Here is a 25,888-nt window from a genome sequence, read left to right as displayed (position 1 = left end):
GAAGGTAGGCTGGAGTGACCCGAGAAGGTGAGCCTGGGCCGCGATACGCCCACCGCGCGGACAACAAGCGGGTGGCGTACGAGGAGACCGGTGCTCCCGACGGGTTCCCCGTCTTCCTGATGCACGGCACACCCGGCAGCCGCCGGGGGCCGAAACCCCGGGGCATCGTGCTCTACCGGATGGGCATCCGGTTGATCGCCTACGACCGCCCCGGTTACGGCGACTCCGACCGGTTCGAGGGCCGGGACGTGGCGGACGCCGCGCGGGACGTGGAGGCCATCGCCGACCAGCTCCACCTAGACCGGTTCGCGGTCGCCGGCCGCTCCGGCGGCGGGCCGCACGCACTGGCCTGCGCCGCCGACGAACGCCTGCGCGGCCGGGTGAGCCGGGTCGCGGTGCTGGTGAGCTTCGCCCCCTCGGAGGCCATCGGCCTGGACTGGTTCGAGGGGATGAACGGCGACAACCAGCGCGGCTTCGGCAACGGCCGCCCGGACACCGAGATCGTGGTCGAGGAGATCCGGCAGCGGGCCGCCCGCGCCGCCGAGGACCCCCGGTTCCTGCTGCGGGACCTGATGACGCAGATGGGTCCCCCCGACCGCCGGGCGATCAACGACGCGGCGCTGCGCGGGATCATCTTCGACACCTACCAGGAGGCGCTGCGGGCCGGCCCGTACGGCTGGATCGACGACGTGTTGGCGTTGCGCCGCGACTGGAAGTTCAACCTCGACGCGATCGACACCATGGCCACCCCGGTGCGGCTGTGGCACGGCGCGGACGACACCTTCGCCCCGGCCAGCCACGGCCGCTGGTTGGCCGCCCGGATCCCCGGGGCGGAGATCGAGGTGCAGCCCGGTGCGGCCCACTTCGACGCCATGGGGCAACTCCCCCGCATCCTGCGGTGGCTCGGCGACGGGCAGGTGCCGACGGGCACCGACGTGCTCATCGGTGCCCGACCCGGTCAGTAGGGGTGCGGGTCGAGGACCCGCCGCACGTACCGCCCGTCGCGCAGCACCACCACGCTCGGGTGTTCCTGCCCGATCCGGTCGGCGAGCCGGTCCGCCAGCCGCATCCGCCCGATGCTGACCACTCCCCCGCTCGCCGCCTGCCGGGCCGTCTCCACGTTGCCGAGGCTGCGCAGCGTGTCCGGGTGGTCGGCCCCCAGCACCGCGGTCAGCCGGGCCACCACGGCCAGCAACCGGGTGAGGCCCTCCTCGGCCTGCCCGTCGAGGATGGTGAAGACGGCGGCGTTGTTGTCCGCGCCCATGCTGAACGGATGCTCGGGTCCGAGCACCTCCCGCAGCCCGTCGGCCGCGGCCATGGTGAACGCGTACGCCTCCTCCTGCGCCCCCGCGTCCCACAGCGCCACCCCCCGGTTGAGTTCACACACCAGCGTGTAGGGGTGCTGTGCCCCGAACACCTGGGTGAGCGTCTGCTGCACCTCCTCCAGCTCCGACCGGGCGTGCGCCGCCTGGCCCTGGAGCATCAGGTTGGCCGTCCGGCTCAACCGGCACAGCAGGGTGTCCGGGTTGGTCGGCCCGACGGTGGAGCGCAGCCGGGTGTAGGCGTCGTCGAGCAGCCGGCCCGCCTCGGCGATCCGGCCGGTGCTGCGCAGCGACGTGGCCAGGTTGGCCTGGCTGAGCAGCAACTCGCGGAACTGGTCGCCGAAGAGCCGGCGGTACCCCTCGATCACGTCCTCCAGCAACACCACCGAGCCCTGGTAGTCGCCGGTCTCCCGCAGATCGCGGGCGTAGTTGCTGGCCGAGAGCAGGGTCCGCGGGTGGTCGGGACCGAGCACGACCCGCAACCGGCGGTAGGTCGTCTGGTCGGTGTCGAGCGCCCGGACGAAGTCCCCGGTGAGCCGGTAGGAGGCGGCCAGGTTGTTGGCCGCGTTCAGGGTGCGCCGGTGGTCCTCCCCGAACACCTCCACGGACGCCCCGTGGGTCCGCAGATCCCGTGCCAGCGCCTCCTGGTAGCGACCCAGGGCCCGCAGGTCCGCCGCGTACCCGCCGGCGGTCATCAGGGTGTACGGGTGGGTCTCGCCGATCAGGTCCTCCTGCTGACGCAGGGTCTCCGCGTCGAGGGTCAGCGCCTGCTCGAACAGGCCGAGGCTGCGCAGCAGGTTGGCCCGGTTGAAGCGCAGGTTGAGCAGTTGCACGCGCAGCGAACGGTGGGCGGTGGTGTCCGGGGACAACCCCTCCAGCATGGTCGTCCAGGTCTTGTCGGCCTCCCGGGCGTACTGCGCACCCTGTTCGAAACCGCCGTTGAGGAAGATGTACCGGACCCGGTCGATGACCAGCTGCCGGACCGTGTCGTCGTGGCAGGACACCGCCTCGGAGCCGTCCAGGTGCGGCCACAGGTGCCGGTAGCCGGACTGGAACGCCGGGTCGTCCACCTCGCCGGAGGGGCGGGAACCGGCGAGGATGCGGTGCACGTCGTGCTTGACCTCGGCCAGCTCCTGCTCGGACATCCGGGACCGCAACGCCGCCTGGAGCAGCCGGTGGATCTGCACCCGCTGGGCGTGCAGGTCCACCTTGATCAGGGCGAGCCGGTTGATCCGCTGGACCAGCGCGGCAGCGATGTCCCGTTCGGAGACCCGGTCGGTGACCTGCGCGGCGACCAGCGGGTCGTGCGGGGCGATGACCTTCGCCACCTGGTCGCCGTAGAGCAGGTCGAGGGCGATGTCGGGGGCGAGCACCGAACCGAGCTGGAGCAGCCGGTAGGCGCCCGGGGACTGCTCCCGCAGGCCGGCCAGCGAGCGGCCCCACACGTCGCTGTCGGGGCCGGTGCGGGCCAGCCCGGCCAGGTAGGTGGCGACCGAGTCGGGGCTCTCCGCCAGCCACGCGCCGGCCAGCGCCACCAGGATCGGCACGTCCTCCACCGCCTCGGCGACCTGCTGCGCCTCGGCCACGGTCATGCCCCGGCGGCTGGTCCGGCCGATCAGGTGGCTGACGCTCTCGCCGCGCTGGAAGGCGTCCACGTCGACCGCGCGGGCCAGGTCACCCCAGTCCGGGTTGCGGGTGGTCACCAGCACGTGCCCCTCGCCCTGGGGGAGGTAGTCCCGGACGTGCTCGTACTGGTCGACGTTGTCGAAGACGATCAGCCAGCGCAGGGGCGGCTCGTCGGCCCCCCGGCCGCCGCCGTGGCTGAGCCAGTCCCGCACCGCCCGGGTGTTGTCCGGCACGTTCTGCAGGTCCGGCAGGCTGAGCCGGCGGCCCAGGTCGGCGAAGCGGACGTCGATGAACTGCACCGGGTCGGCGTCCACCCACCAGATGACGTCGTACGCGCCGTGGAAGCGGTAGGCGTACTCGGTGGCGAGCTGGGTCTTGCCGATGCCGGCCCCGCCGCGCAGCGCCACCGGGACCCGTTCCCGCGCCGCCGTCTTCAGCTCCTCGCGCAGGGCCAGCAGCAGCCGGTCCCGGCCGGTGAACCGCACGTTACGTGCCGGGGCGTAGAAGACCAGCGGTTCGACGCCCGGGTAGCGGGTGGCCGGCACCGGCCGGTCCCGACCGTCGGTGGGCCGGCCGACCAGCTCCCACACCTGCTCGGCGGCGGCTGCGGCGCCCCGCTCGTAGACGGTCGCCCAACTGCCGGGCGGCGTGTCCACCGACGGGGTGGTGTCGTCCAGGTGCAGCGCGAGCAGTGCGGAACCGGCGGCGCTGCCGAGGGCCCGGCGGGCGGCGAGGTAGGCGCGGGAGACCAGGTGCAGCTCACGGGAGGCCGTGCCGGCGGGCACCGTCGCCGGGACGCCCAGCGGGACGGCCAGCACCCGCAGGTCGACGGCGTGCAGCGCGGACTGCGCCCACTCCGCCCACGCCTGGTCCTCCGGCACGTACCGCAACACGATCAGCTCGTCGACGATCACCGGCTTGCGTTCGAAACGTTGGAAGGTCTGCCGGCGCAGCCCCTCGTCCATCCGGGGCAGCCCGGCGACCGTGCCGTTGGTGATGTGCCGGGTCAGCGCCTCGTACGCCGACAGCAGCCCCCGGCTGCCCGGTACGTCGCCGAACGTCGCCAGCGTCTCCTCGTAGGCGTAGTAGGCCCGGTAGGGGACCTCGACGGAAAGCCAGTAGTCCTGCCGTTCCAGCTCGGTCATGCCGCTGGGCAGACCGGCGAACCGCTGCATGGCCAGCGCCCGGCCGGCGTCGGTCTTGGTCTTCTCGCCCTCGTCGACCCGCATCGGTACCGGCAGCACCCGGCGGGCGCGGCGGCCCTCGTAGCCACGGACCCGGGCGGCGACCGAGGCGGCGCCGTCGATGCCCTGGTCGCTGAGGGTGAAGCAGTCCACCAGCACGTCGGGCAGGTGGATGGTGCAGATCTCGGCGACGTCGCTGATGCCGGTGCGGCTGTCGATCAGGGTGTAGTCGTAGTGCCGCTTCATGTCCGCCCGCAGCGCGTCGAAGAACTGCGCCCCGCCGAGCCGGTTGTAGAAGTTGTCCCAGTTCAGCCCGGTGACGCTGGTGGCGTAGTCGGGGTTGTGCCGGCCGGCGAGCAGCAGGTCCAGGGTGCCGCCGCCGGGGAACTCCCAGCTGACCGAGAAGGCGTGCTTGTGGACCCGGGCGTACTGGCGGTGCCAGTCGCCGGGGCGGGTGTCGTCGCCCTCGCGCCGACGGCGGGCGTTCTCCCACTCGTAGTCCAGGATCAGGTCCATCACGCCGCCGGTGGAGGCGACCTGCTCCGGGTCGAGGAACGGCGCGAAGAACCGGTGCAGGCCGGGGGATTCCAGGTCCCAGTCGGCGACCAGCACCTGGTGGCCGTTCGCGGCGAGGATCCAGGCGGTGTTCGCCAGCGCCATGGTGCGACCGGTGCCACCCTTGTACGAGTAGAAGGTGACGACCTGGCCGTCGCGGGGTGGAGTCATCGTTCTGCCTTCCCTCGCCGTACGTCGAACGGTCCGGCCGGCCCCAGGCTCGGCTTCGGATCGTGCGGGCCCTCCGGCGGATCGACCGGCCCGTGCCGGAGGAACTGTTTGCGCGCCTCGGTGACCAGCAGCGGCGCGCAGCGCTCGAACTCGTCGATGGTGCGCACCGGCAGCACCCGGGGGAACCGGGCGTCATGCAAGGTACCGGCGATCTCCTCGGGTGTCGGCTCGCCACGCGCATGGTCGGCGGCGATGACGAGCGGGACCACCCATTGCGGCAGCCCGTCGAGCGCGGCGCGGGCCGCGTCGACCCCGACCCCGGCGTCCACCAGCACCACCGCCGGGCTGTGCGGGGCCTGGTCGCGGGCCTCGGCCAGCCCGACGACCCGGGTGGGCAGACCGAGCCGCTCGGCGGTCGCGGCCACGTAGTCGGCGACCGCCAACTGGTGCTGGTCGCCGTAGGGCCGCCAGCGGGCCCGGTCGGCGGCGAGGGTGGTGACCACCAGCGCGGCGCCCGGGCCGTCGGGGACCGGCCGGCTGGTCAGCGTCGCCGCCCGGGACCGGGCGAGCGGTTGCTGCTCGGTCACCGTGACGATCCGGTCGGCCAGCGCGTCGCGCAGCCGCCGGTACTGCCGGCCGTAGGCGCTGAGCTTGCACAGCGCGCGCAGCCCGTTCTCGGCGTAGTCGGCGCGGTCGTCGGGGTCGTCGGTCAACGACAGCGCCTGGACGATCTCGGGACGGTCCTCCCAGGACGGCAGCGGCATCCAGAGCACCGGCAGCAGGTGCCGGTCGGACTGGCCGGCCGGCAGCCGGGCCAGCCGGCTGCGGAACGAGTCCCGTTCGCCCAGCGCCCAGGCGTTGCGGAAGTAGTTCGGGGAGTAGAGCGGCACGAACACGTGCGTGACGCTGAGCGCGTCGGTGAGCGTACGGCGCAGGTCGGCGCCGGGGACGACCTGGCCGTCGAAGAAGCCCGCCTCGATCTCGGCGGTGCGTCGGGGATGCTCCCGGACCGCCTTGGCGAGGTCCTGGAAGAACTTGCCGACCCAGTAGTCGGTGTCCGGCCGGGCGGCGTCGGACAGCGGGACGGAGTGCGCGTAGCTGAGGAAGAAGTAGGTCTCCTGCCCGGGGACCCCGACCGGGGAGGTGTCAGACCAGGTCATGCCCGTCCTCCTCGAACCGGTCGCGCAGCTGCCGCAGGTCGGTCGGGACGGCCGGCTCGACCCAGTGCGTGCGGTACGCGCGGGCGATCCGCTGGGCCAGCCGCCAGACCACCGCGTCGTAGGCGTCCTTGCCGTTGCTGCCGAGGCTGAGCAGGCCGTAGATGCCCTCCTCGTGGTACTGCGGGGCGATGTCCGAGGGTAGCCGGGTGGGGGTGAACATCTGCCGCCGCGACACGACCTCGGGCACCCGCCGACGGTCCACCACCGACCAGTTGACCGGGATCACCGGCGTCTCCCCCGCCGACGGCTCGGCGTCCGGGCGGGGCACCGCCCGCCGCCGGGTGAACGCGTCCCACTCCCGGGCGCACCACTGGCTGCGCAGGTACTGCGGGGAGACGAGCGGGATGAAGACCTGGCAGTGGCCGGCGGCGAAGGCGAGATCGTCGGTCCACAGCTGCCCTCCGTCGAGCATCCGGTCCATGAAGCCGGCCGTCCGGCCCGGGCCGAGGCCGAGCAGCTCGACGACGTGGTCGGAGAGGTCGACGAAGAGCTGGAAGACCTTCTGGTTGGTGTCCCGTGGGGGCGCCGCCACCCGGGTGCGGGTGCGGGCGTAGCTGAGGAAGAACACGGGGGCGCTCTCGTCCTCCCAGAACTGTTCCTCCGCCACCTACCGCTCCCGCCCGGCGTCGCCGCTCCCGGCCGACCACAGTATCGACAGTGGCCAAACCCGCGCTGTCCCCTTCACGCCAGTCGGTGCGCATCCATCCACCCGAGGGCGAGGTCGACGGCGCGGCGCAGCCGCACGCAGTGGCTGTCGGCGGCACCCACCGGCCCGGAGCGGACCGCCCCGTCGGCCACCACGGCCGCCCCGATCCGCGGGAAGTCGCTGTCGTCCAGGTGCGGGGCGCGGAAGTCCCGGCGGACCCGGCGGCCCTGCGGGTCGCGCAGGTAGCAGCGGTACGCCCGGTGCGGGGCGGGCCGGGCGCACCGGTACTCGGCGAGGTGGAACGCGGTGCACACGGACCAGTCGACGCCGAGCAGCAGCACCAGGGCGTCGGCGGCGTACAGCGCGCCCAGTGGGGACCGGTCGCCGAGGTGGCAGTCGAGGTCGTGCCGGGCGGTCAGGGCGGCGGCGGCCGGGCCGAGGGCGGCGAACGAGGTCTGCGGGTGGGCGCTGCGCCGGGCGTCGACCTGCCGGCGGACGTGTTCGGCGAACGCCCCCATCCCCTGCGCCGGGCTGTGCGCCGGATCGAACGGCGCGATGGCCGCCTCGACGGCGGCGGCCTGGGCCGGGGTCATGCCCGTCGTGGCGGCCCGGAACGCCGGTGAGGTCACCGAGTTGCCGGCGGTCTGCGTCGGCACGACCACCGTGCCGTCGTCGCCGAGGGTGTCGCGCAGCGCCGCGAGCAGGGTGGCCGGCCCTGCCGGGTCGGGGCGGACCCGGGACAGCGCGCAGTGCACCAGCACGGTCGCGCCGGTGGGTAGTCCGAGTGCCCGCAGGTCGGCGGCGAGGACGGCCCTGTCGTTCACCGCCACCCGTCCAGGGTGGCCCGCATCCGGCGGACGAAACGCTCGCCGTCGGCGGTGAGGCTGCCGAGGTCGAGCAGGGCGTCGACCGTCCCGTCGGTCCACTCCCGGTAGCGCCGGTGGTGGGCCTCGGCCTCGACGCCGGGGCGGTGCCGCCACACGTCGGCGACGGCGAGGTGGGCGTAGACGCCGTGCAGCGCGCCCTCCACCGGGCGGGGGTCGTCGCGCCAGGGCACCCGCAGCCGTCGGGCGTCGGCGGGGTCGAACAGCTCGCAGACGTCGAGCACCGCGTCCAGCTTGAGGTGTTGCACCTCGTGCACGAGCAGCACCGCCAGCGCGGCGTCGTCGGCGACGGGGGTGACGGCGACCGCGCCGAACGCGGACCGGGCGGCGGCGCTGCGGGAACGGCCGGACGGGTCCGGGCGCAGCGGCACCACCGCGCGCAGCAGGGCGCGTACCCCGGCGGCGTATCCGGCGGCCTCGGTGTCGAGGCGGTCGACCGCCCGGTGCACCTGCCGCGTCCAGCGGTCGGCGACCGCCGGGGTGAGCCGGGCCGCCACCGGCAGGTCGAAGCAGTCGCGGTACGGGTCGGTGTCCTCCAGCAGGACGGTCCCGTCGCCGGTGTGGGCCGCCCGGGTGGGCCGCCACCGGTCCGGGTGGGGTCCGACGGCCGGCCGGAACTGGACCCGGCGCCGGCCGGCCCGCAGCGCGACGCCGCCGGCGGAGATCGTGACGGGCACCGTGGCGGCGTCGGTGTCCACCATGATCGCGCCGAGCGTCGGCAGGTGCACCGCGCCGGCCCGCACCGGCAGCACGAGATCGGCGTCGACGCCGGCGCGGACCGCCGCCGCGGCGGCGACGGCGGCGAGGTGGGGCAGGTCGCCGGTCGCCCCGGACCGGCACCGCTGCGCCCACCGCCGGACGAACGGGTGGGTGAGCACGTGGTCGACGGCGTCGGGCGCGGACACGTCCAGCGCCACCAGGAGGTGCCAGCCGGCCGCCGCGACCGGGTCGGCGGTGGCGGCGGGGCTGAGCGCGACCGTCAGCGCGCGGGCGATGCCGTGGTGGACGGCGGCGAGCTGACCCACCGACCCGGGCCCGCCCCGCCCGGAGCCGAGGTCGGCCAGGACGGCGGGGGGCAGCGTGTCGGCCGGCTGCTGCTCCGGCGGGTCGACGGGGACGGCGGTGGCCCGGATCAACGCGGCCAGGTCCGCGCAGTAGGCCGACGGGTTGTCGAAGCCGGTGCCCGAGCGGTACCGGTGGGCGAAGAGGCCGCCGCCGCAGCGGCGTACCAGCGGGCAGGACCGGCAGGTGGCACAGAGGCCGGCCAGGCCGGACTGGCGGACGGCGATGCCGGGGTGGGCCGCCGCCTCGTCGACGGCGTGCCGGAACACGTCCAGGCCGGTGGCGGCGGCGCCGTGGAAGGCGGACTTGAGCGAGTCGACCTGCTCGAAGCTGCCGTCGGTCTCCACCACGACCAGGTCCGCCGGGGCGAGCCCGACCGCCTCGGTGCCGGTGCTGCCGCCGGTGGCCGTGGCCAGCAGGGACTCCAGCAGCCGGATCGGCACCGGACGCCCGTCGGCCAGCCAGCGCCGGTGGATGGTCAGCAGCCAGTCGGCGTACGGGGTGGCGGCCCCGTCGGGGCGGGCGGGTGGCCGGTCCCAGTTGGCGTGCGGCAGCAGGAAGTCGATCCGGGGTGGTTCCTCGGCGAGCAGGGCCTGGTAGACCCGCAGCGGGTCGTTGGCGAGGTCGACGGTGCACAGCAGCCCGGCGTAGGAGCCGCGGTAGGCGGGGCGGCGCAGCAGGGCCAGCGCCCGGCGCACCTGGTCGTGGCTGCTCGCGCCGTTGGCGTACCGGCGGTGCCGGTCGTTGGCCGACCGGTCGCCGTCCAGGGAGACGCCCACCTTGACGTCGTGGGCGACGAGGACGTCGGCGATCTCGGGGGTGAGCAGCACGCCGTTGGTCTGCATCCGCAGGTCGAGCCGGGTCACCGGGTCGATCGCCCGGCGCAGGGTGGTGGCGGTGGTGGCGAGCCGGGCCGCACCGGCGAGCAGCGGTTCCCCGCCGTGCAGGACCACCCGGACGGTGGTGAGCCGGTGGGTGGCGGCGTGCTCGGCGATCCGTCGGGCGGTGGCCTCGACCGTGTCGGGCGTCATCAGCCGGGGTTGACGACGCCACGACTGGTCGGGGTGTTCGTAGACGTAGCAGTGGTCACACGCCAGGTCGCACCGGCTGGTCAGCTTGAGGACGTACTGGCTGAGCGGGGCGACCGGGGCGCGGGGCGCGGTGGCCGGGTCAGACGTGCGAGCCGAAGGATGCGACATCGACCCGGGTCGGGTGGGTGGCCCGGCGGTCGTCGATGCGTGCCAGGGCGGCGGCCCGCTCGACCGGGATCTGGCCGAGCGGCGTCCGTCGCACGTCGCTCATCGGCGCCGGGAACGGATCGGACGGGCGTTGGGTGCGGTCCACGTCGGGCCCCCATCTGTGTCGGAGGTGGACGGACGTCCGTCCACGTCGACGACCAATCACGGATGTCGATGATGCTATCCGCCACAGCCCGTCATGTCACTGCTGCGCAGCGCCATCGTCCTCGATCATCTTGGCCATCCAGGCCGCGTTGGACTGGGCGATGATCCGCTCGGCCTCGGCGACGAGCGCCTCGTCGTCGGTCCAGCCCGACCCGGCCGCCCGGGTCAGCCGCAGCCGGGTCAGCTGGTCGGCCGTCCGGGCGTACTCGAGGTGCTGTTGGTCGTAGCGTTCGGCCGCGCCGTAGCCGACCAGCGCGGTGGTGACCGTCGCGGCCACCCCCACCCACGCGGTCAGGCCGAGTCCGTCGCCGAACACCCCGACGACGGCGGAGAGCACGGCGGCCAGGACGGTCAACGCGGTCGCCGCGCGGCCGATCCGGGCGGCGGCGCGGCCGGCCTGCCGGGCCGCCGGCAGGTAGTAGCCGTCGACCTGGCGCTGCACCCGTTCGACCAGGTAGCTCGGCACGTCGGTGACCGGGGGCGGCGGACGGTCGGCCGGGGCGCCGTCGAGGGTGTGCCCGACCAGGTCGCCGGCGCCGTCCACGAGCAGTCCGTAGCGGTGCAGCAGGACGGCGTCGGCGTCGCTGCCGGCGTAGGGGGCGACGCGGGCGAGGTAGCGGTACAGCTCCGCCTTCGACGCCTCGGAGACCGCCCGGAGCCGGGTCCAGACGGCGACCGCGTCGCGGGACGCGCGGCGGCCGAACACCGGCACCAGGAGCAGCGACACGGCGGCGACGAGCGCCAGCACCCGGCCGGCGGTGGGCGCGGACGCGGCCAGCCGGGCCGCCGCGGTGCCGGCGACGGCGGCGGTCGCGGTCAGCGCGGCGACCGCCCGGCGACCGGTGGTGATCCGTCGCTTGGCCCGTCGGGCGGCCTGCGACCAGTCGCCCTGCCCCCGCCAGACCTGCCCGGCGGCCAGCGATGCGTCGATGTCCGGCACAGCCGCATGGTAGGCGATCGACGCCCATCCGACTCGTGCCCGAGGGGCCGAGCACGACGGACATGACGACGTTGTCGTACTGCTGGTCGACCGGGTGTATGCGCATCCGGCGCGCGTTCCGGCGAAAACCCGCAACTGGGGCGGTCGGCCGGCACGAGATCGACGGGGATCACCTGTTCAGACCGGGGTGGCCGACGATCGTTCATCACCTGGCAACAGCGGTTTCGGCAGCCTGGACGCATGGTTGCCCGGGTCAACCCATTGATATGGGTGCCTGCCCGTGTGATCGTGCCTCCAGCAGTCGCCAACCCCCGGCGACACGCGACGGACAGTCACCCCCACCGGGCCCGCCGGCAGCCCGGAGACCACCCGTCGCGGCCATGCCTCATGCAGCACCGGCGCGCGACCCCACCGGGCACCGCGACGCCGCCCGAGAACAGGAGCATCCCCCTTGACGCTCTCACCCCGTTTCGTCGCGCTCTCCGGCGCGGTCGCGGCCGGCCTGATCGCCGCGGGCACCGCCGCAGCGGTCCAGGCCGCGCCGTCCCACCCCGTCCCCGACCCGGCCCAGGCCCGGGCCGCCGCCGTCGGCGCGGCCAGCTCGCTGGTCGCCAGCCGTCCCGCCTACCTGCACGCCAGCGCCGACGACGCGTTCGTGCAACGGCCGGTCATCGCCTCCGAGGGCATCCAGTACGTCCCCTACGAACGCACCTACAAGGGCCTGCGCGTGGTCGGCGGCGACTTCGTCCTGGCGACCACCGCCACCGGCGAGGTCACCTACGCCTCCGTCGCCCAGCAGCAGAGCATCGGGAACCTGTCCACCACGCCGAAGCTCACCGCCGCCGCGGCCGAGCGGACCGCCCGCGCCCAACTGCGGAAGGTCAGCGGCGTCGAGGGCACCGCGCTCGTCGTGCACACCCTCGGCGCGCGGCCCACGCTGGCCTGGGAGACCACCGTCACCGGCACCGGCGCGGACGGCCCCAGCCGGCTGACCGTCGACGTGGACGCCGCCACCGGCGCGGTGCTGGACACCCAGGAGCACGTCGTGCGGGGCACCGGCACCGGCGTGTGGAACGGGCCGGTCACCCTGAACACCACCCTGTCGGGCAGCACCTACTCGCTGAAGGACCCGAGCATCACCAACCTGAGCTGCCAGGACGCCGCGAACAACACCACCTTCTCCGGCCCGGACGACGTCTGGGGCAACGGCACCGGCACCAACAAGGAGACCGGCTGCGTCGACGCCCTGTTCTCGGCGCAGACCGAGCACAAGATGCTGTCGCAGTGGCTGGGCCGCAACGGCGCGAACGGCAGCGGTGGCGCGTGGCCCATCCGGGTCGGCCTCAACGACCAGAACGCCTACTACGACGGCTCGCAGGTGCAGATCGGCAAGAACACCGCCGGGCAGTGGATCGGCTCGCTCGACGTGGTGGCCCACGAGATCGGTCACGGCATCGACGACACCACCCCCGGCGGCATCTCCCGGGGCAACACCCAGGAGTTCGTCGCCGACACGTTCGGCGCGGCCACCGAGTGGTTCGCCAACGAGCCGTCCACCTACGACGCGCCGGACTTCCTCGTCGGCGAGAAGATCAACCTGGTCGGCAGCGGCCCGATCCGCAACATGTACAACCCGTCCGCGCTCGGCGACGCGAACTGCTACTCCAGCAGCATCCCGAGCCAGGAGGTGCACGCGGCGGCCGGCCCGGGCAACCACTGGTTCTACCTGCTGGCCATGGGCAGCAACCCGACCAACGGGCAGCCGACCAGCCCGACCTGCAACAGCAGCACCGTGACCGGCCTGGGCATCCAGAAGGCCATCAAGATCATGTACAACGCGATGCTGCTCAAGACGACGACCTCGTCGTACCTGAAGTACCGCACCTGGACGTTGCAGGCCGCCAAGACCCTGTACCCGGGCAGCTGCACCGAGTTCAACACGGTCAAGGCCGCCTGGGACGCGGTGAGCGTGCCGGCGCAGTCCGGCGACCCGACCTGCACCGGTGGCACCCCGACGCCCACCCCGACCGCGACCTCCACCCCGACGCCCACCCCGACCTCGGGCGGCTGCTCGGGCCAGAAGCTGACCAACCCCGGCTTCGAGTCCGGCGCCACCGGCTGGACCGCCACCTCGGGCGTGATCACCTCGTCGGCCAGCCAGGCCGCGCACGGTGGCTCGTACAAGGCGTGGCTCAACGGGTACGGCTCCACCCACACCGACACCGTCACCCAGTCGGTGGCCATCCCGGCCGGTTGCCGGGCCACCCTGTCCTTCTGGCTGCACATCGACACGGCCGAGTCGGGCAGCACGGCGTACGACAAGCTGACCGTCAAGGCCGGCAGCACCACCCTGGCGACGTACTCCAACGTCAACGCCGCCAGCGGCTACGTGCAGCGCAGCTTCGACGTGTCCGCGCTGGCGGGCAGCACCGTCACCATCTCGTTCAGCGGGGTGGAGGACAGCAGCCTCCAGACGTCCTTCGTGGTGGACGACACCGCGCTCACCCTGAGCTGACCCTCCCACCGCCGGCAGCGGCCGGTCGTCGCCACCCGCGACGGCCGGCCGTCGGCGTGTCCGCCCCCGCCACTCCCCCGGGCCCGGCCCGGGTCCACCCCGCCGGCACCCGCGACTGCGGGCCGGAAGCGGCGTCACCACTCGCGTCCGCGAGGTGGAAACCACCTTCCGGTGGGCAGATGCGGGCGACTAGGGTGACCGGGTGAGCGTGTTCCGGATCAGTGAGGCCGCCGAGTTGCTCGGGGTCAGCGCCGACACCGTGCGGCGCTGGGTGGACGCCGGCCGGCTGCCCGCCCGGCGGGACGCCCACGGCCACCGGCTCGTCGACGGCGTGGACCTGGCCGGCTTCGTCCGCGCCCAGTCCGCCGCCCCCGACGAGGGGGCCGAGTTCTCCTCGGCCCGCAACCGGCTGCGCGGGATCGTCACCGCCGTCGTCCGGGACACCGTGATGGCCCAGGTCGACATCCAGGCCGGGCCGTTCCGGATCGTCTCGCTGATGAGCCGCGAGGCCGTCGACGAGCTGGACCTGCGGGTCGGCTCGGTGGCCGTCGCCGTGATCAAGTCGACCACCGTCGTGGTGGAGCGTCCCGCGCCCACCGGCCCCACCAGGGGAAGGACCGACCCGTGACCCGACCCGCCGGCGGACCGCCCGCCCTGCCCCGCCGCCCTGCCACCGGCCCGACCGCCCCGCCCCGCCCCGGCACCGCCGGGCCGACCGGCGCTGCTGCGGCCACCCGACCGCGCGGCGGCAGCCGCCCGATGGGCCGGCGGAGCCGCGCCGGGGTCCTCCCCCTCGTGGCGGCCCTCCTCGCCCTGGCCGGATGCGGGGCCGGGACCACCGCGCCGGCCACCGACGGTGAACCGCGCGGCACGCTGACCGTCTTCGCCGCCGCGTCGCTGACCGAGTCGTTCACCACCCTCGGCCGGCGGTTCGAGGCCGAACACCCGGGCACGACGGTCACCTTCAACTTCGCCGGCAGCTCCGCCCTGGCCACCCAGATCACCCAGGGCGCGCCCGCCGACGTGTTCGCCTCGGCCGCCCCGAGGAACATGGCCACCGTCACCGACGCCGGGCACGCCGCCGGTGCCCCCGCCGTCTTCGCCCGCAACCAGCTCGTCATCGCCGTGCCGCAGGGCAATCCGCAGCGCCTCGCCGGGCTGGCCGACCTGACCCGGCCGGGGTTGAAGGTCGCGCTGTGCGCCGCCCAGGTGCCGTGCGGGGCGGCGGCGACCACCGCCCTGGACGCGGCCGGCGTACGGGTCACCCCGGTCACCCTCGAACAGGACGTCAAGGGCGCACTGGCCAAGGTGAAACTCGGCGAGGTCGACGCGGCGCTGGTCTACCGCACCGACGCCCGCGCGGCCGACCGGGAGGTCGACGGCATCGAGTTCCCCGAGTCCGCCCGCGCCGGCAACGACTACCCGATCGTGGTGCTGGCCGACGCGCCGAACCCCACCGCCGCCCACGCCTTCGTCGCGCTGGTCCGGTCCGCACCCGGCCGGGCCGTCCTCACCGACGCCGGATTCCAGCCACCGGCAGGCCCGTGACCGCGTCCATCCGCCGACGCGGCACCGGTCAACGGGTGCCGGTCGCGCTGCTCGTACCGGCCGCCGTGGGGTTGCTGTTCCTGGTGCTGCCGCTGGGCGGGCTGCTGCTGCGCACCCCGTGGACGTCGCTGGGACCACGCCTCACCGCGCCCGGGGTGCTCACCGCGCTGCGGCTGTCGGTGCAGTGCGCCACCCTCGCCACGCTGCTCTGCCTGGCGCTGGGCGTACCTCTGGCGTGGTTGCTGGCCCGGGTGGAGTTTCCCGGCCGGCGGCTGGTCCGGGCGCTGGTCACCGTGCCGCTGGTGCTGCCGCCGGTGGTCGGCGGGGTGGCACTGTTGCTGGTCTTCGGTCGACGCGGGCCGGTCGGCGGCTGGCTGGACGCCACCTTCGGCGTCACGCTGCCGTTCACCACCACCGGCGTGGTGCTCGCCGAGGCGTTCGTGGCGATGCCGTTCCTGATCATCGCGGTGGAGGGGGCGCTGCGCGGCGTCGACCACCGCTACGAGGAGGCCGCCGCCACCCTGGGCGCGGGCCGGTGGACCACCTTCACCCGGGTCACCCTGCCGCTGGTCGCCCCCGGCGTCGCCGCCGGGGCGGTGCTGTGCTGGGCCCGCGCGCTCGGCGAGTTCGGCGCGACCATCACCTTCGCCGGCAACTATCCGGGCCGGACCCAGACCATGCCGCTCGCGGTCTACCTGGCCCTGGAGACCGACCTGGAGGCCGCCGTGGTGCTCAGCCTGGTGCTGCTCACCGTCTCGGTGGTGATCCTCGCCGGGCTGCGCGACCGGTGGATCAGCGGCCCGTGACACCGCCACTGCTCGACGGGCACCTGGTCGTCGACCGGGCCGGGTTCCGGCTGGACGTCCGGCTGCACGTCGCCGCCGGGGAGGTGGTCGCGCTGCTCGGGCCGAACGGCGCCGGCAAGACCACCGCGCTGCGCGCCCTCGCCGGGCTGCACCCGCTCAGCGCCGGACGGCTACGCCTCGACTCGACGGTGCTGGACCAGCCGGACGCGCGGCGGTTCGTCCGGCCGGAGCGGCGGCCCGTCGGCGTGGTGTTCCAGGACTACCTGCTCTTCCCGCACCTGACCGCCCGGGACAACGTCGCGTTCGGTCCCCGCCGGCAGGGCCTGCCCCGGCGGGCCGCCCGTGCGCGGGCCGACCGGTGGCTGGACCGGGTGGGCCTGGCCGGGTACGCCGGGCGGCGGCCCCGGCAGCTCTCCGGCGGGCAGGCCCAGCGGGTCGCCCTGGCCCGCGCGCTCGCCGTCCACCCGACCCTGCTGCTGCTCGACGAGCCGCTGGCCGCGCTCGACGCCCGCACCCGGCTGGACACCCGCGCCGAACTGCACCGTCACCTCACCGACCACGCCGGGGCGGCCGTGCTGGTCACCCACGACCCGCTGGACGCCCTGGCGCTGGCCGACCGGCTGGTCATCGTCGAGGACGGCCGGGTGGTCCAGGAGGGCGACGCGGCGACGGTCACCGGCCGGCCGCGCACCGACTACGTCGCCCGGCTGGTCGGGCTGAACCTGCACCGGGGCCGGGCCGACGGGCGGCGGGTCCGGCTCGCCGACGGGTTCACCGTGCCGACCGCCGACCGGCTCGACGGCGACGCCTTCGTGGTCTTCGCGCCCACCGCCGTGCGCCTGCATCCGCACCGCCCCGACGACACCGCCGGGCACCGCTGGCCGGCCACCGTCGCCGGGGTGCACCGGCACGGCGACCACCTGCGGGTGCAGCTCACCGGGGTGCTCGACACCGTCGCCGACGTCACCCCCGCCGTCGCCGCCGGGCTGCGGCTGCTCCCCGGGCAGCAGGTCTGGGCGAGCGTGGCGGCCGGCGACACCCGGGCGTACCCGGTCGGGCCCTGACGGTCAGCTCGGGCCGGGCGGGCCGTCGCCGGCGTCGGCGGGTGGCGTCGGCTGGAAGACGTCCGGCACGCCGTCGCGGTCCAGGTCGACGCTCTCGGCCTCGTGCACCCGCCGGTAGACCCGGCTGCGGGCGCGCAGGATGACGCTGGCCAGCAGGGCCGACACCAGCGAACCGGCGAGCACCGCCACCTTGGCGTGGTCGTCGCGGGCGCTGCCCAGCCCGAAGGCCAGTTCCCCGATCAGCAGCGAGACGGTGAAGCCGATCCCGCCGAGCAGCGCGAGCCCGAGCGCGTCGAGCCAGTTGAGGCCCTCGTCGGGGTCGGCCCGGGTGAACCGGGACACCAGCCAGGTCGCGGTCAGGATGCCGACCGGTTTGCCGACGACCAGGCCGACGGCGATGCCCACCGCGACCCGGTCGGTCAACGCGGTGGCCAGCCCGGCGAGCCCTCCGACGGTGACCCCGGCGGAGAGGAACGCGAAGACCGGCACGGCGATGCCGGCGGAGATCGGCCGCACCCGGTGCTCGAAGTGCTCGGCCAGGCCGGGCCCGGCGTCCGGGCCGCCGGCCGCGGCGCTGCGCAGCACCGGCACGGTGAAGGCGAGCAGGACGCCGGCCACGGTGGCGTGCACCCCCGACTCGTGCACCAGCACCCAGGTGAGGACGGCGAACGGCAGCAGCAGCCACCACGACCGGACCCGGCGCTGAACCAGGAACGCGAAGGCGGCGAGCGGCAGCAGCGCGCCCAGCAGCGGGGCGACGGACAGGTCCGAGGTGTAGAAGACCGCGATGATCATGATGGCGAGCAGGTCGTCGACCACCGCCAGGGTGAGCAGGAAGGTGCGCAGCGCCGACGGCAGGAAACGGCCCACCACGGCGAGCACCGCCAGGGCGAACGCGATGTCGGTGGCGGTCGGGATGGCCCAGCCCCGGCCTGCGCCGTCGCCCGCCCCGGCGGCGATCAGGTAATACAGCACAGCGGGCACGATCACCCCGCCGACGGCAGCCGCCACCGGCACCGCCGCCCGTCGGGGATCACGCAGGTCACCGGCGACGAACTCGCGTTTGAGCTCCAGTCCGGCGACGAAGAAGAACACGGCCAGCAGACCGTCCGCGGCCCAGGTCGCCACGCTCAGGTCGAGGTGCAGCGCGGCCGGGCCGACGGTGACGTCCCGCAGCGCCTGGTACGACCCCGACCAGGGGGAATTGGACCAGACCAGCGCGATGAGCGCCCCGGCGAGCAGGAGCGCCCCGCCGACGGTCTCCCGGCGGAGGATGGCCGAGATCCGGCTGGTCTCGCTCCAGGAGCGGCGGGCGAACAGGCTGGGGCCTCGCCGGGTGGCGTTGGTCACGGAAACTCCTCGTCGGCAGGGATCGCGTCATCCACCGCCGACCAGACTTCCCGGCACACCTGGGGCAACCCTATCCGCTGCGGCCGCCGACCGCCGGGCGGCTGCGTGCCGACCCCCGTCGCTCCCGGCCGGGTGGGTGCCCGGCCGGGAGCGGAGGCGGATCAGAGGGTACGGGCCAACCGGTCGGCGAGCAGCCGGGCGAACCGGGCCGGGTCGGCCAGGTCGCCGCCCTCGGCGAGCAGCGCCGTGCCGTAGAGCAGCTCGGCGGTCTCGGTCAGCGCCGCACTGTCGTCGCCGCGCTGGTGGGCGACGCGCAGGCCGGTGACCAGCGGGTGGGTCGGGTTGAGTTCGAGGATGCGCTTGACCGGGGGCAGTTCCTGCCCCATCGCCCGGTACATCTTCTCCAGGGTCGGGGTGATGTCGTGCGCGTCGCCGACGATGCACGCGGGCGAGGTGGTCAGCCGGGACGAGAGCCGGACCTCCTTGACGGTGTCGGCGAGCGCCCCGCCGAGGAAGGTGAGCAGCTCGGCGTACTCCTTGTTCTGCTGCTCCCGGGCGACCTCGGTGTCCTTGCGTTCCTGCTCGGTCTCCAGGTCGACCTGGCCCTTGGCGATGGAGCGCAGCGGCTTGCCGTCGAACTGGCCGACCCGTTCCACCCACACCTCGTCGACCGGGTCGGTGAGCAGCAGCACCTCGTAGCCCTTGGCCCGGAACGCCTCCAGGTGCGGGGAGTTCTCCAGCATGGTGCGGTTCTCGCCGGTGGTGTAGTAGATCTCGTTCTGGCCGTCCTTCATCCGCTCCACGTACCCGCCCAGCGTGGTGGGCTCGGTGTCGTGGTGGGTGGAGGCCACCGACAGCAGGTCGAGGATGGTCTCGGTGTTGTCCGGGTCCTCCAGCAGACCCTCCTTGACCACCCGGCCGAACTCGCCCCAGAAGGTGGCGAACCGCTCCGGGTTGCCGGTGCGCATGTCCTTGACCGTGGCGAGCACCTTGCGGACCAGCCGGCGGCGGACGATCTGGATCTGCCGGTCCTGCTGGAGGATCTCCCGGGAGATGTTCAGCGACAGGTCGTGGGCGTCCACCACGCCCTTGACGAAGCGCAGGTAGTTCGGCATCAGCGCGGCGCAGTCGTCCATCACGAAGACCCGCTTGACGTAGAGCTGCACCCCGCGCCGGCCGTCGGCCTGGTAGAGGTCGTACGGCGCGTGCGCGGGCAGGAACAGCAGCGCCTCGTACTCGAAGGTGCCCTCCCCGCGCATGTGGATGGTCTCCAGCGGGTCGGTCCAGTCGTGGCTGACGTGCCGGTAGAAGTCCCGGTACTCCTCCTCGGCGACCTCGTCACGCGGGCGGGCCCAGAGCGCCTTGCGGGAGTTGAGCGTCTCCTCGGTGGGTTCACCGCCGTCGACGCCCGGCACGGTGGTGCGGATCGGCCAGGCGATGAAGTCCGAGTACCGCTTGACGATCTGCCGGACCGTGGCGAGGTCGGCGTAGTCGTGCAGGTTGTCCTCGTCGTCGGCGGGCTTGAGGTGCACGGTGACCGAGGTGCCCTGCGGGGCGTCGTCGACGGTCTCCACCACGTAGGTGCCCTCGCCGGTGGACTCCCAGCGGGTGCCCTCGGTCTGCCCGGCCCGCCGGGTGAGCAGGGTGACCCGGTCGGCGACCATGAACGTCGAGTAGAATCCGACGCCGAACTGGCCGATCAGCTCGCCGCCGGCGCTCTCCTTGGACTCCTTGAGCTTGCGCAGCAGCTCGGCGGTGCCGGAGCGGGCGATGGTGCCGATCAGCGAGACGACGTCCTCGCGGGACATGCCGATGCCGTTGTCCCGGACGGTGAGGGTCCGGGCCTCCGGGTCGGTCACCAGCTCGATGTGCAGGTCAGAGGTGTCGACGTCGAGGTCGGAGTCGACAAGCGACTCCAGCCGGAGCTTGTCCAACGCGTCGGAGGCGTTGGAGATCAGCTCGCGTAGGAAGACGTCCTTGTGCGAGTAGATGGAATGCACCATCAGTTGCAGCAGCTGGCGTGTCTCCGCCTGGAACTCCAGCGTCTCGGTCCGACTGCTCACACCAACCTCCTCGTACGGGTGGGCCAGATCCGCGCAACAGGATACGAGGTGCCGTGGCGGCCCGGTCACGCCCGGTCGTCGTCCCGACGGACCAGCAGGCAGGCCTGCGGGGTGCGTTCGGTGGCGCCGTCGAACTCCTGCGGGGCCCGGCACATCCGGGCCCGCTCCGGCAGCCCGGCGGCGTGCAGCAACGCCGCCACGTGGTCCGGCTGGCGGCGACGGAACGCCAGCGAGACCGGGTCGCCCCACGCCTCGGTGTAGCGGACCGTCTCGTCGCCGACCTGGAAGGCGAGCAGCGCGTGCCCGCCGGGGGCGAGGGCCCGGTGGAACTCGGCGAAGACCCGGGGCAGCCACCCGTCGGGTACGTGGATGACGCTGTACCAGGCGACCAGGCCGGCCAGTGCGCCGTCGGCCACCGGTAGGTCCAGCATGGACCCCTCGACGAAACGCAGCCCCGGATGGGCCAGCCGGCCCTGGGCCAGCATCCCCGGGGACAGGTCGAGCCCGGTGACGGCCAGGTCGAGGGCGCGCAGGTGAGCGGTGATCCGGCCGGGGCCGCAGCCGACGTCGAGCACCGGGCCGCCCCCGCCGGCCAGGACGGTCTCGGCGAACGCGGCGAGCATGGCCCGGTCGACCGGGCGGGCGGCGAGTTCGGTCCGGAACCGGGTGGCGTACCCGGCGGCCATCGTGTCGTAGGAGGCGCGGGTCTCGGCGAGGAAGTCGGCGTCGGTCACGGCCGGGGACCCTACCGGCCGGGCGGCTCCGCCGGAGGGTGCGCCACCCCGACCGGACCCGCTCCGACATCGACTTCGGTCGCGACGTCGCCTCGCGGGTCAGCGGGGGGTCGTCGGACGGGTGACGTCGTGCACGTGGTGCACCACGTCGTGCAGGAAGTAGACGGCGAAGCGGCCCACGGTGAACACCGAACCGTTGCTGCGCCGGCCCGGGCGGGCCCACTGCGCGGGCGTGACGGCGTCGAACGCGGCGGCGGTCGACTCGGCCTGCGCGGCGAGTTCCCCGGCCACCCGGGCCGGCGCCTGGTGGAAGTAGTCGTCCTCGACGGCGGTGGCGTCCTGGTCCCAGTCGGGGAAGACCGGGTCGTCCTCGTCGAGCATCAGCGCCAGCCGCCCCCGGAAGATCCGGCAGGTGTCCCGCACGTGGCAGGCGTACTCCACCGGCGACCAGACGGTCGGCGCGGGCCGCCGGGTCGCGTCGGGCCGGGACAGCACCTCCCGCCACACCGGGACGGTGGCGCGCAGCCGGTCCCCGGTGGCGTCGGCCCGCTGCGGCACGAAGCCGCACTCGGCGCACCCGTCGTCGATGACGGCGGTCCAGTCCCGGTCCTCCGGCGTGATCGCCGCCCACTCCGACATGCGGCGATCCTGCCACGCGGGTGCCGGGCCGGCGTCGGCGGTAGGGTGTACGCCGCTGGCAGATCCGGGCGGGGGGTGGTCGTGGTGTCGCGGGACGCGGAGCGTAGGCCCATCGCCGTCAACAGGAAGGCCCGCCACGACTACACGGTGCTGAAGACCTACGAGGCGGGCATCGTGCTGGCCGGCACCGAGGTGAAGTCGCTGCGCGAGGGGCGGGTGTCGCTGGTCGACGCGTTCGCCCAGGAGAGCGACGGCGAGATCCTGCTGTACGGCCTGCACATCGCCGAGTACGGCTACGGCACCTGGACCAACCACCAGCCCCGGCGGACCCGCAAGCTGCTGCTGCACCGGGTGGAGATCGCCCGCATCCTGGAGAAGTTGCGCGACCCGGGGATCACCCTGGTGCCGCTGTCGATGTACTTCAGCAACGGCTGGGCCAAGGTCGAGGTCGGGCTGGCCCGGGGCCGCCGCTCGTACGACAAGCGGCAGGTGCTCGCCGAACGCGACGCCAACCGGGAGATCGCCCGGGAGTTGGGCCGCCGGCTCAAGGGCCGACGGCCGGCCGGCGAGGGTCGCAGGCCGGGCTGACCCGGTCGACGTTCGCCGGTGCCCTGCGGGCTCAGCCGGAGGCGTCGTCCGCTGCGGCGGTGTCGGCGGTGCCCGGGGCGCCGGCCAGCACGATCGCGGCGGCCACGGTGGTCAGGATGGCCAGGACCGCCCAGGGCAGCCAGCCGGCGCGTACCCCGTCGCCGAGCAGCAGCACCCCGGCGACCGACGGGACGACGATCTCGACCGCCCAGAGCACGGCGGTGACCGGCCCGACCTGCCCGTGGCGCAGCGCGTGCGCGTAGAGGATCGTCCCGGTCACCCCGGAGACGACCAGGCCCCAGGTGACCGGCTCCTTCAGCAGGTCCCAGGCCGCCGTGCCGGGGTGGCCCAGCGGGTCGGGTGGCGGGATGAGCGCCCGCGCGCACAGCGCGGTGATCCCCCAGGCGAGACCGGCCAGGGTGGCGGCGACGACCGGCCGGGCGACCCGTAGGGCGGCGAGGCCGGCGATCGCGGTCAGCGCCGCCGCGCCGGCCAGGCCGACCCGGAGCGCCGCCGACGCGGTGACCGGCGGTTCGGGGCCGGCGGCCAGCGAGATGACGGTGAGGGCGGCGACGGTGAGCAGGATCGCCCCGGTGTCCCGGCGGCGTAGTCGCGCACCGAGCACGATCCGGGCGACGACCACGGTGACGGCCAGCGAGCCGGCGGTGACCGACTGGACCGCGTACACGGGGAGTTTCTGGAGGGCGACCAGGGAGGCGAGCCAGGCCAGCGTGTCGCAGCCGAGGCCGACGAGGTAGAGCGGGTGGCCGAGGGCGCGCAGGGTGCTGGCCCCGCGTCGGGCCCCGACGGCCTGCAGGACCGAGCCGACGCCGTAGCCGAACGCCGCGCCGAGGGCGAAGGTCAGTGCCAGGCCGGCCGTCACCCCCCGCCCCCGGTTCCCGGCCCGGTGGACGCCACCGGCCCGGTTGCGGTGGTCACCGCCGGCTCGGTCATCGGCACCGCCTCTGTTCCTGGTCCCGGCCGGGTCCGCGTCAGCCGTCGCTCCGTCGCATTGTCCCCGGCCTGTCCGCGCCCCGCAGCGCGTCGCCGTCCCCGGCGCGCCGGCCACAATTCCACAAGACTTCTTGTACTTCATGTCTTGTGCTTTTAGGGTGGGCGCATGACCGAGGAACCCACCCGGCACCTGACCGATCCCCGGGCGATGCGCGCGCTGGCCCACCCGACCCGACTGCGGCTGCTCGGCGAGCTGCGGGTGCGGGGCCCGCGCAGCGTCGGCATGCTCAGCGACGCCGTCGACGAGGCGGTCGGCTCGGTCAGCTACCACCTGGGCAAGCTGGCCGAGCACGGCTTCGTCGAGGAGGCCCCCGAGCACGCCCGGGACCGCCGGGAACGCTGGTGGCGGGCGACCCACGCGCGGACGTCCTGGGAGCCGGTCGAGGCGCTCGCCGACCCGGAACGGCGGGCCGCCTCCGACCTGCTGCGCCGCGCCGTCCTCGACCGGTACGCGGAACGCCTCGGTCACTACCTCGACGTCGAGGCGACCCTCGACCCGCAGTGGGTGCGCGGCACCGCCAGCGCCGACTCCTGGCTGCACCTGACCAGCGACGAGCTGATCGAGCTGCGGGCCGACCTGGAGGCGCTGGCCGCCCGCTGGCGGGACCGCAGCGACCCGGACCGGCCGGGGGCCGCCTCCGTGTCGTTGATCTACCACGCCTTCCGGGACCCGCGGTGACGTCGCCGCGCCGCCGCGCTCCCCTGGTCGGCCTGCTGCTCGGTCACGCCGTCTCGCTCACCGGCAACATGCTCACCCTGATCGCGCTGCCGCTGTACGTGCTCGCCACGACCGGCTCGCCCGCCGCGACCGGCCTCACCGGCGCGGTCGCCACCGTGCCGGTGGTGCTCGGCGGCGCCCTCGGCGGGGTGCTGGTGGACCGGATCGGCTACCGCCGGGCCAGCATCCTGGCCGACGTGGTCTCCGGGCTGACGGTGGCGGCCGTGCCACTGCTCGACGCCACGGTCGGCCTGCCGTTCTGGGCCCTGCTCGGGCTGGTCTTCGCCAGCGGCCTGCTCGACACCCCGGGGCAGACCGCCCGCAACGCGCTGCTGCCGGAGGCGGCCACCGCCGCCGGGGTGCCGCTGGAGCGGGCGGTCGGCTGGTACGAGGCGACCGAACGCGGCGCCCGGCTGGTCGGCGCGCCGGTGGCCGGGCTGCTCGTGACCGCCCTCGGCGCGCTCCCGGTGCTGGCCGTGGACGCCGCCACCTTCGCGGTCTCCGCGCTGGTCGTGGCGCTGCTGGTGCCCCGGTCGCTGCGCCCGGCCGAGTCGACCGGACCGACCGGGGGCGGCTACTGGCGGGACTTCGCCGTCGGGGTGCGCTTCCTGACCCGGGAGCCGCTGCTGCGGGCGGTGGTGCTGCTCGTGCTGGTGACCAACTTCTTCGACGCGACGAAGAGCAACGTGCTGCTGCCGGTGGTGGCCGACCGGGACCTCGGCGGGGCCACCGCGTTCGGCCTGCTGGTCGGCGCGATGGGTGGCGGCGCGCTGGTCGGGTCGCTGCTGTTCAGCGCGGTCGGTCACCGGCTGCCCCGCCGGGCCACCTTCGTCACCGCCTTCGCCGTCGCCGGTGGGCCACCCTTCTGGGTGCTGGCCGCCGCGCCGCCGTTGCCCTGGATCGTCGCGGTCTTCGCCCTGTCCGGATTCGCCGCCGGGGCGATCAACCCGCTGCTCGGCGCGGTGGAGTTGGAACGGGTGCCGGCCCACCTGCGGGCCCGGGTGTTCGGGGTGATCGGGGCCGGCTGCTGGGCCGGCATCCCGCTGGGCGCGCTCGCCGCCGGGGTGGCCGTGGACGGCTTCGGCACCACGCCCACCCTGCTCACCGTGGGCGTCTGCTACCTGCTGGTGGTGCTCACCCCGCTGCTCGGCGGCCCGTGGCGCACGATGAACCGCCCGACCGCCCCCGCCCACCCGGCACAGACCCCCGCACCGGTCAGCTGAGCAGCGCCCGGTCGGCCCCAAGTCCCGTTCTCGGTGATCAAGAGGTTCGCGTCAGCTTCGATCTTCAGGTTGACGCAAACCTCTTGATCAGTTGACGCAAACTTCTTGATCACCGGGGAGGGGAGGGGCGGCGCGGGGCGGGGAGGGGCGCGAGGGGGCACGGCGCGGCGGGCGGGGCGTGGGTGGGGTGGGACGCGGGTCAGTCGCGGCGCAGGTCGGCGTGGGCGGCGCGGAGCCGGTCGACGGCCGGGTCGGTGCCGGGTGGGACGTGCCGGTCCAGCTCGGCCCAGACCTCGGCGAGGGCGTCGGTCACGGCCCGCAGCTCGGCGGCGTGCCGCAGGGCGCCCTGCCGGTGTGACTCCTCCAGCCGGCGGGCCCACCCGGCGGTCACCGTGGCGAGGCGTTCGCCGTCGGCGCGGGCCTGGGCGGCGCTGCGGGCGGCGGGGGCGGGCACGATCGCGGCGACCGGCCGGGTGTCGCCGTCGCGGGTGACCAGGGTGACCGTGTCGGTCAGCTCGGCCATCGCGATCAGCTGGGTCAGCCGGGTACGCAGCTCGCGCAGCGGCACGGATCGGGGTTGACCACTGTGGTGGGACAGCGCGGGGGCAGCCAT

At 74.4% G+C, this 25,888-nt stretch carries 22 protein-coding genes; 9 read left to right on the top strand and 13 right to left on the bottom strand.

The annotated features are described in order from the left end of the window. Window positions 1-14 precede the first annotated feature (14 nt). Window positions 15-965, top strand: a complete 951-nt coding sequence (locus FJK98_RS17070) for an alpha/beta fold hydrolase (protein ID WP_145919903.1) — start codon at window positions 15-17, stop codon at window positions 963-965. Here FJK98_RS17070 and fxsT read toward each other — a convergent pair. The 7 genes from fxsT to FJK98_RS17040 all read right to left on the bottom strand — a co-directional run bounded on the left by fxsT (window position 959) and on the right by FJK98_RS17040 (window position 11,013). Next, window positions 959-4,858, bottom strand: a complete 3,900-nt coding sequence (fxsT, locus tag FJK98_RS17065; RefSeq protein WP_145919902.1) for an FxSxx-COOH system tetratricopeptide repeat protein — start codon at window positions 4,856-4,858, stop codon at window positions 959-961. The two genes, FJK98_RS17070 and fxsT, sit on opposite strands and share 7 nt — an antisense overlap. Then, a complete protein-coding gene (locus tag FJK98_RS17060; RefSeq protein ID WP_145919901.1) occupies window positions 4,855-6,018 on the bottom strand; it encodes a TIR-like protein FxsC in 1,164 nt (387 codons plus the stop codon). The genes fxsT and FJK98_RS17060 overlap by 4 nt, the downstream gene beginning before the upstream one ends. After that, entirely contained in the window at window positions 6,005-6,685 is a 681-nt protein-coding gene (locus tag FJK98_RS17055; protein ID WP_145919900.1) for a TIR-like protein FxsC, read from the bottom strand. The genes FJK98_RS17060 and FJK98_RS17055 overlap by 14 nt, the downstream gene beginning before the upstream one ends. 74 nt (window positions 6,686-6,759) lie before the next feature. Beyond that, on the bottom strand, window positions 6,760-7,548 hold the full coding sequence (locus tag FJK98_RS17050; RefSeq protein ID WP_145922825.1) for an aminoglycoside N(3)-acetyltransferase: 789 nt from the start codon (window positions 7,546-7,548) through the stop codon (window positions 6,760-6,762). Next, a complete protein-coding gene (locus tag FJK98_RS17045; protein ID WP_145919899.1) occupies window positions 7,545-9,869 on the bottom strand; it encodes an FxsB family cyclophane-forming radical SAM/SPASM peptide maturase in 2,325 nt (774 codons plus the stop codon). Before FJK98_RS17045 ends, FJK98_RS17050 begins: the two co-directional genes overlap by 4 nt. Next, on the bottom strand, window positions 9,841-9,972 hold the full coding sequence (locus tag FJK98_RS34550; RefSeq protein ID WP_255469978.1) for a hypothetical protein: 132 nt from the start codon (window positions 9,970-9,972) through the stop codon (window positions 9,841-9,843). Before FJK98_RS34550 ends, FJK98_RS17045 begins: the two co-directional genes overlap by 29 nt. A gap of 138 nt (window positions 9,973-10,110) precedes the next feature. After that, window positions 10,111-11,013 carry a DUF4231 domain-containing protein gene (locus FJK98_RS17040; RefSeq protein WP_145919898.1) on the bottom strand — a complete coding sequence of 301 codons (903 nt, stop codon included), beginning with the start codon at window positions 11,011-11,013 and terminating at the stop codon, window positions 10,111-10,113. 451 nt (window positions 11,014-11,464) lie between these two features. Here FJK98_RS17040 and FJK98_RS17035 point away from each other — a divergent pair, with 451 nt between their 5' ends. The 5 genes from FJK98_RS17035 to FJK98_RS17015 all read left to right on the top strand — a co-directional run bounded on the left by FJK98_RS17035 (window position 11,465) and on the right by FJK98_RS17015 (window position 16,946). Further along, window positions 11,465-13,528, top strand: coding sequence for a M4 family metallopeptidase (locus tag FJK98_RS17035; protein ID WP_145919897.1), 2,064 nt, complete (start codon window positions 11,465-11,467; stop codon window positions 13,526-13,528). Between the two features lie 202 nt (window positions 13,529-13,730). Beyond that, window positions 13,731-14,156 carry a molybdopterin-binding protein gene (locus FJK98_RS17030; RefSeq protein WP_145919896.1) on the top strand — a complete coding sequence of 142 codons (426 nt, stop codon included), beginning with the start codon at window positions 13,731-13,733 and terminating at the stop codon, window positions 14,154-14,156. 131 nt (window positions 14,157-14,287) lie between these two features. Further along, the gene (gene modA / locus FJK98_RS17025; RefSeq protein ID WP_145922824.1) at window positions 14,288-15,076 is read left to right on the top strand and encodes a molybdate ABC transporter substrate-binding protein; all 789 of its coding nucleotides are present in this window, start codon (window positions 14,288-14,290) and stop codon (window positions 15,074-15,076) included. Beyond that, entirely contained in the window at window positions 15,052-15,882 is an 831-nt protein-coding gene (locus FJK98_RS17020; RefSeq protein ID WP_370517086.1) for an ABC transporter permease, read from the top strand. The genes modA and FJK98_RS17020 overlap by 25 nt, the downstream gene beginning before the upstream one ends. After that, a complete protein-coding gene (locus FJK98_RS17015) occupies window positions 15,879-16,946 on the top strand; it encodes an ABC transporter ATP-binding protein (RefSeq protein ID WP_370516909.1) in 1,068 nt (355 codons plus the stop codon). Before FJK98_RS17020 ends, FJK98_RS17015 begins: the two co-directional genes overlap by 4 nt. Window positions 16,947-16,949: 3 nt before the next feature. Here FJK98_RS17015 and nhaA read toward each other — a convergent pair whose 3' ends face one another. The 4 genes from nhaA to FJK98_RS16995 form a co-directional block, all read right to left on the bottom strand. Then, window positions 16,950-18,296, bottom strand: a complete 1,347-nt coding sequence (gene nhaA, locus FJK98_RS17010) for a Na+/H+ antiporter NhaA (protein WP_145919893.1) — start codon at window positions 18,294-18,296, stop codon at window positions 16,950-16,952. A 161-nt stretch (window positions 18,297-18,457) separates the two neighbouring features. Then, window positions 18,458-20,299: a molecular chaperone HtpG gene (htpG, locus tag FJK98_RS17005; RefSeq protein WP_240763000.1), complete on the bottom strand. Its 1,842-nt coding sequence runs from the start codon at window positions 20,297-20,299 to the stop codon at window positions 18,458-18,460. A 125-nt stretch (window positions 20,300-20,424) separates the two neighbouring features. Then, window positions 20,425-21,093 (bottom strand): class I SAM-dependent methyltransferase, encoded by a 669-nt coding sequence (locus FJK98_RS17000; protein WP_145919891.1) that lies wholly within the window; start codon window positions 21,091-21,093, stop codon window positions 20,425-20,427. 99 nt (window positions 21,094-21,192) lie between these two features. Beyond that, window positions 21,193-21,732: a DinB family protein gene (locus FJK98_RS16995; RefSeq protein ID WP_145919890.1), complete on the bottom strand. Its 540-nt coding sequence runs from the start codon at window positions 21,730-21,732 to the stop codon at window positions 21,193-21,195. An 84-nt stretch (window positions 21,733-21,816) separates the two neighbouring features. Between FJK98_RS16995 and smpB the strand changes: the two genes are divergently transcribed. Further along, window positions 21,817-22,320, top strand: coding sequence for an SsrA-binding protein SmpB (smpB, locus tag FJK98_RS16990; RefSeq protein WP_145919889.1), 504 nt, complete (start codon window positions 21,817-21,819; stop codon window positions 22,318-22,320). 31 nt (window positions 22,321-22,351) lie between these two features. Here the strand turns inward: smpB and FJK98_RS16985 are convergent, their stop codons facing one another. Continuing rightward, complete coding sequence (locus tag FJK98_RS16985) at window positions 22,352-23,203, bottom strand: hypothetical protein (RefSeq protein WP_145919888.1); 852 nt, start codon at window positions 23,201-23,203, stop codon at window positions 22,352-22,354. Between the two features lie 237 nt (window positions 23,204-23,440). On the opposite strand from FJK98_RS16985, the gene FJK98_RS16980 reads away from it, so the two are divergent. Together FJK98_RS16980 and FJK98_RS16975 are read left to right on the top strand one after the other, a co-directional pair. Next, a complete protein-coding gene (locus FJK98_RS16980; RefSeq protein ID WP_145919887.1) occupies window positions 23,441-24,013 on the top strand; it encodes a helix-turn-helix domain-containing protein in 573 nt (190 codons plus the stop codon). Further along, window positions 24,010-25,275, top strand: coding sequence for an MFS transporter (locus FJK98_RS16975; protein WP_240762101.1), 1,266 nt, complete (start codon window positions 24,010-24,012; stop codon window positions 25,273-25,275). Before FJK98_RS16980 ends, FJK98_RS16975 begins: the two co-directional genes overlap by 4 nt. Before the next feature lie 199 nt (window positions 25,276-25,474). Here FJK98_RS16975 and FJK98_RS16965 read toward each other — a convergent pair whose 3' ends face one another. Beyond that, complete coding sequence (locus FJK98_RS16965; protein ID WP_145919886.1) at window positions 25,475-25,888, bottom strand: type II toxin-antitoxin system Phd/YefM family antitoxin; 414 nt, start codon at window positions 25,886-25,888, stop codon at window positions 25,475-25,477.

It is taken from the genome of Micromonospora sp. HM134, from assembly GCF_007833915.1.
GTDB lineage: Bacteria > Actinomycetota > Actinomycetes > Mycobacteriales > Micromonosporaceae > Micromonospora > Micromonospora wenchangensis.
Note: the sequence above shows the minus strand (reverse complement) of the source record. Positions and strands in the feature narration are given on the sequence as shown.

Bases quoted from the DNA above. Each gene is read 5' to 3' on its own strand.
- FJK98_RS17045 (WP_145919899.1), bottom strand. From the start codon at position 9,869: ATGTCGCATCCTTCGGCTCGCACGTCTGACCCGGCCACCGCGCCCCGC.
- FJK98_RS16965 (WP_145919886.1), bottom strand. From the start codon at position 25,888: ATGGCTGCCCCCGCGCTGTCCCACCACAGTGGTCAACCCCGATCCGTG.
- modA (WP_145922824.1), top strand. From the start codon at position 14,288: ATGGGCCGGCGGAGCCGCGCCGGGGTCCTCCCCCTCGTGGCGGCCCTC.
- FJK98_RS17060 (WP_145919901.1), bottom strand. From the start codon at position 6,018: ATGACCTGGTCTGACACCTCCCCGGTCGGGGTCCCCGGGCAGGAGACC.
- htpG (WP_240763000.1), bottom strand. From the start codon at position 20,299: ATGGTGCATTCCATCTACTCGCACAAGGACGTCTTCCTACGCGAGCTG.
- FJK98_RS34550 (WP_255469978.1), bottom strand. From the start codon at position 9,972: ATGAGCGACGTGCGACGGACGCCGCTCGGCCAGATCCCGGTCGAGCGG.
- fxsT (WP_145919902.1), bottom strand. From the start codon at position 4,858: ATGACTCCACCCCGCGACGGCCAGGTCGTCACCTTCTACTCGTACAAG.
- FJK98_RS16995 (WP_145919890.1), bottom strand. From the start codon at position 21,732: ATGTCGGAGTGGGCGGCGATCACGCCGGAGGACCGGGACTGGACCGCC.
- FJK98_RS16980 (WP_145919887.1), top strand. From the start codon at position 23,441: ATGACCGAGGAACCCACCCGGCACCTGACCGATCCCCGGGCGATGCGC.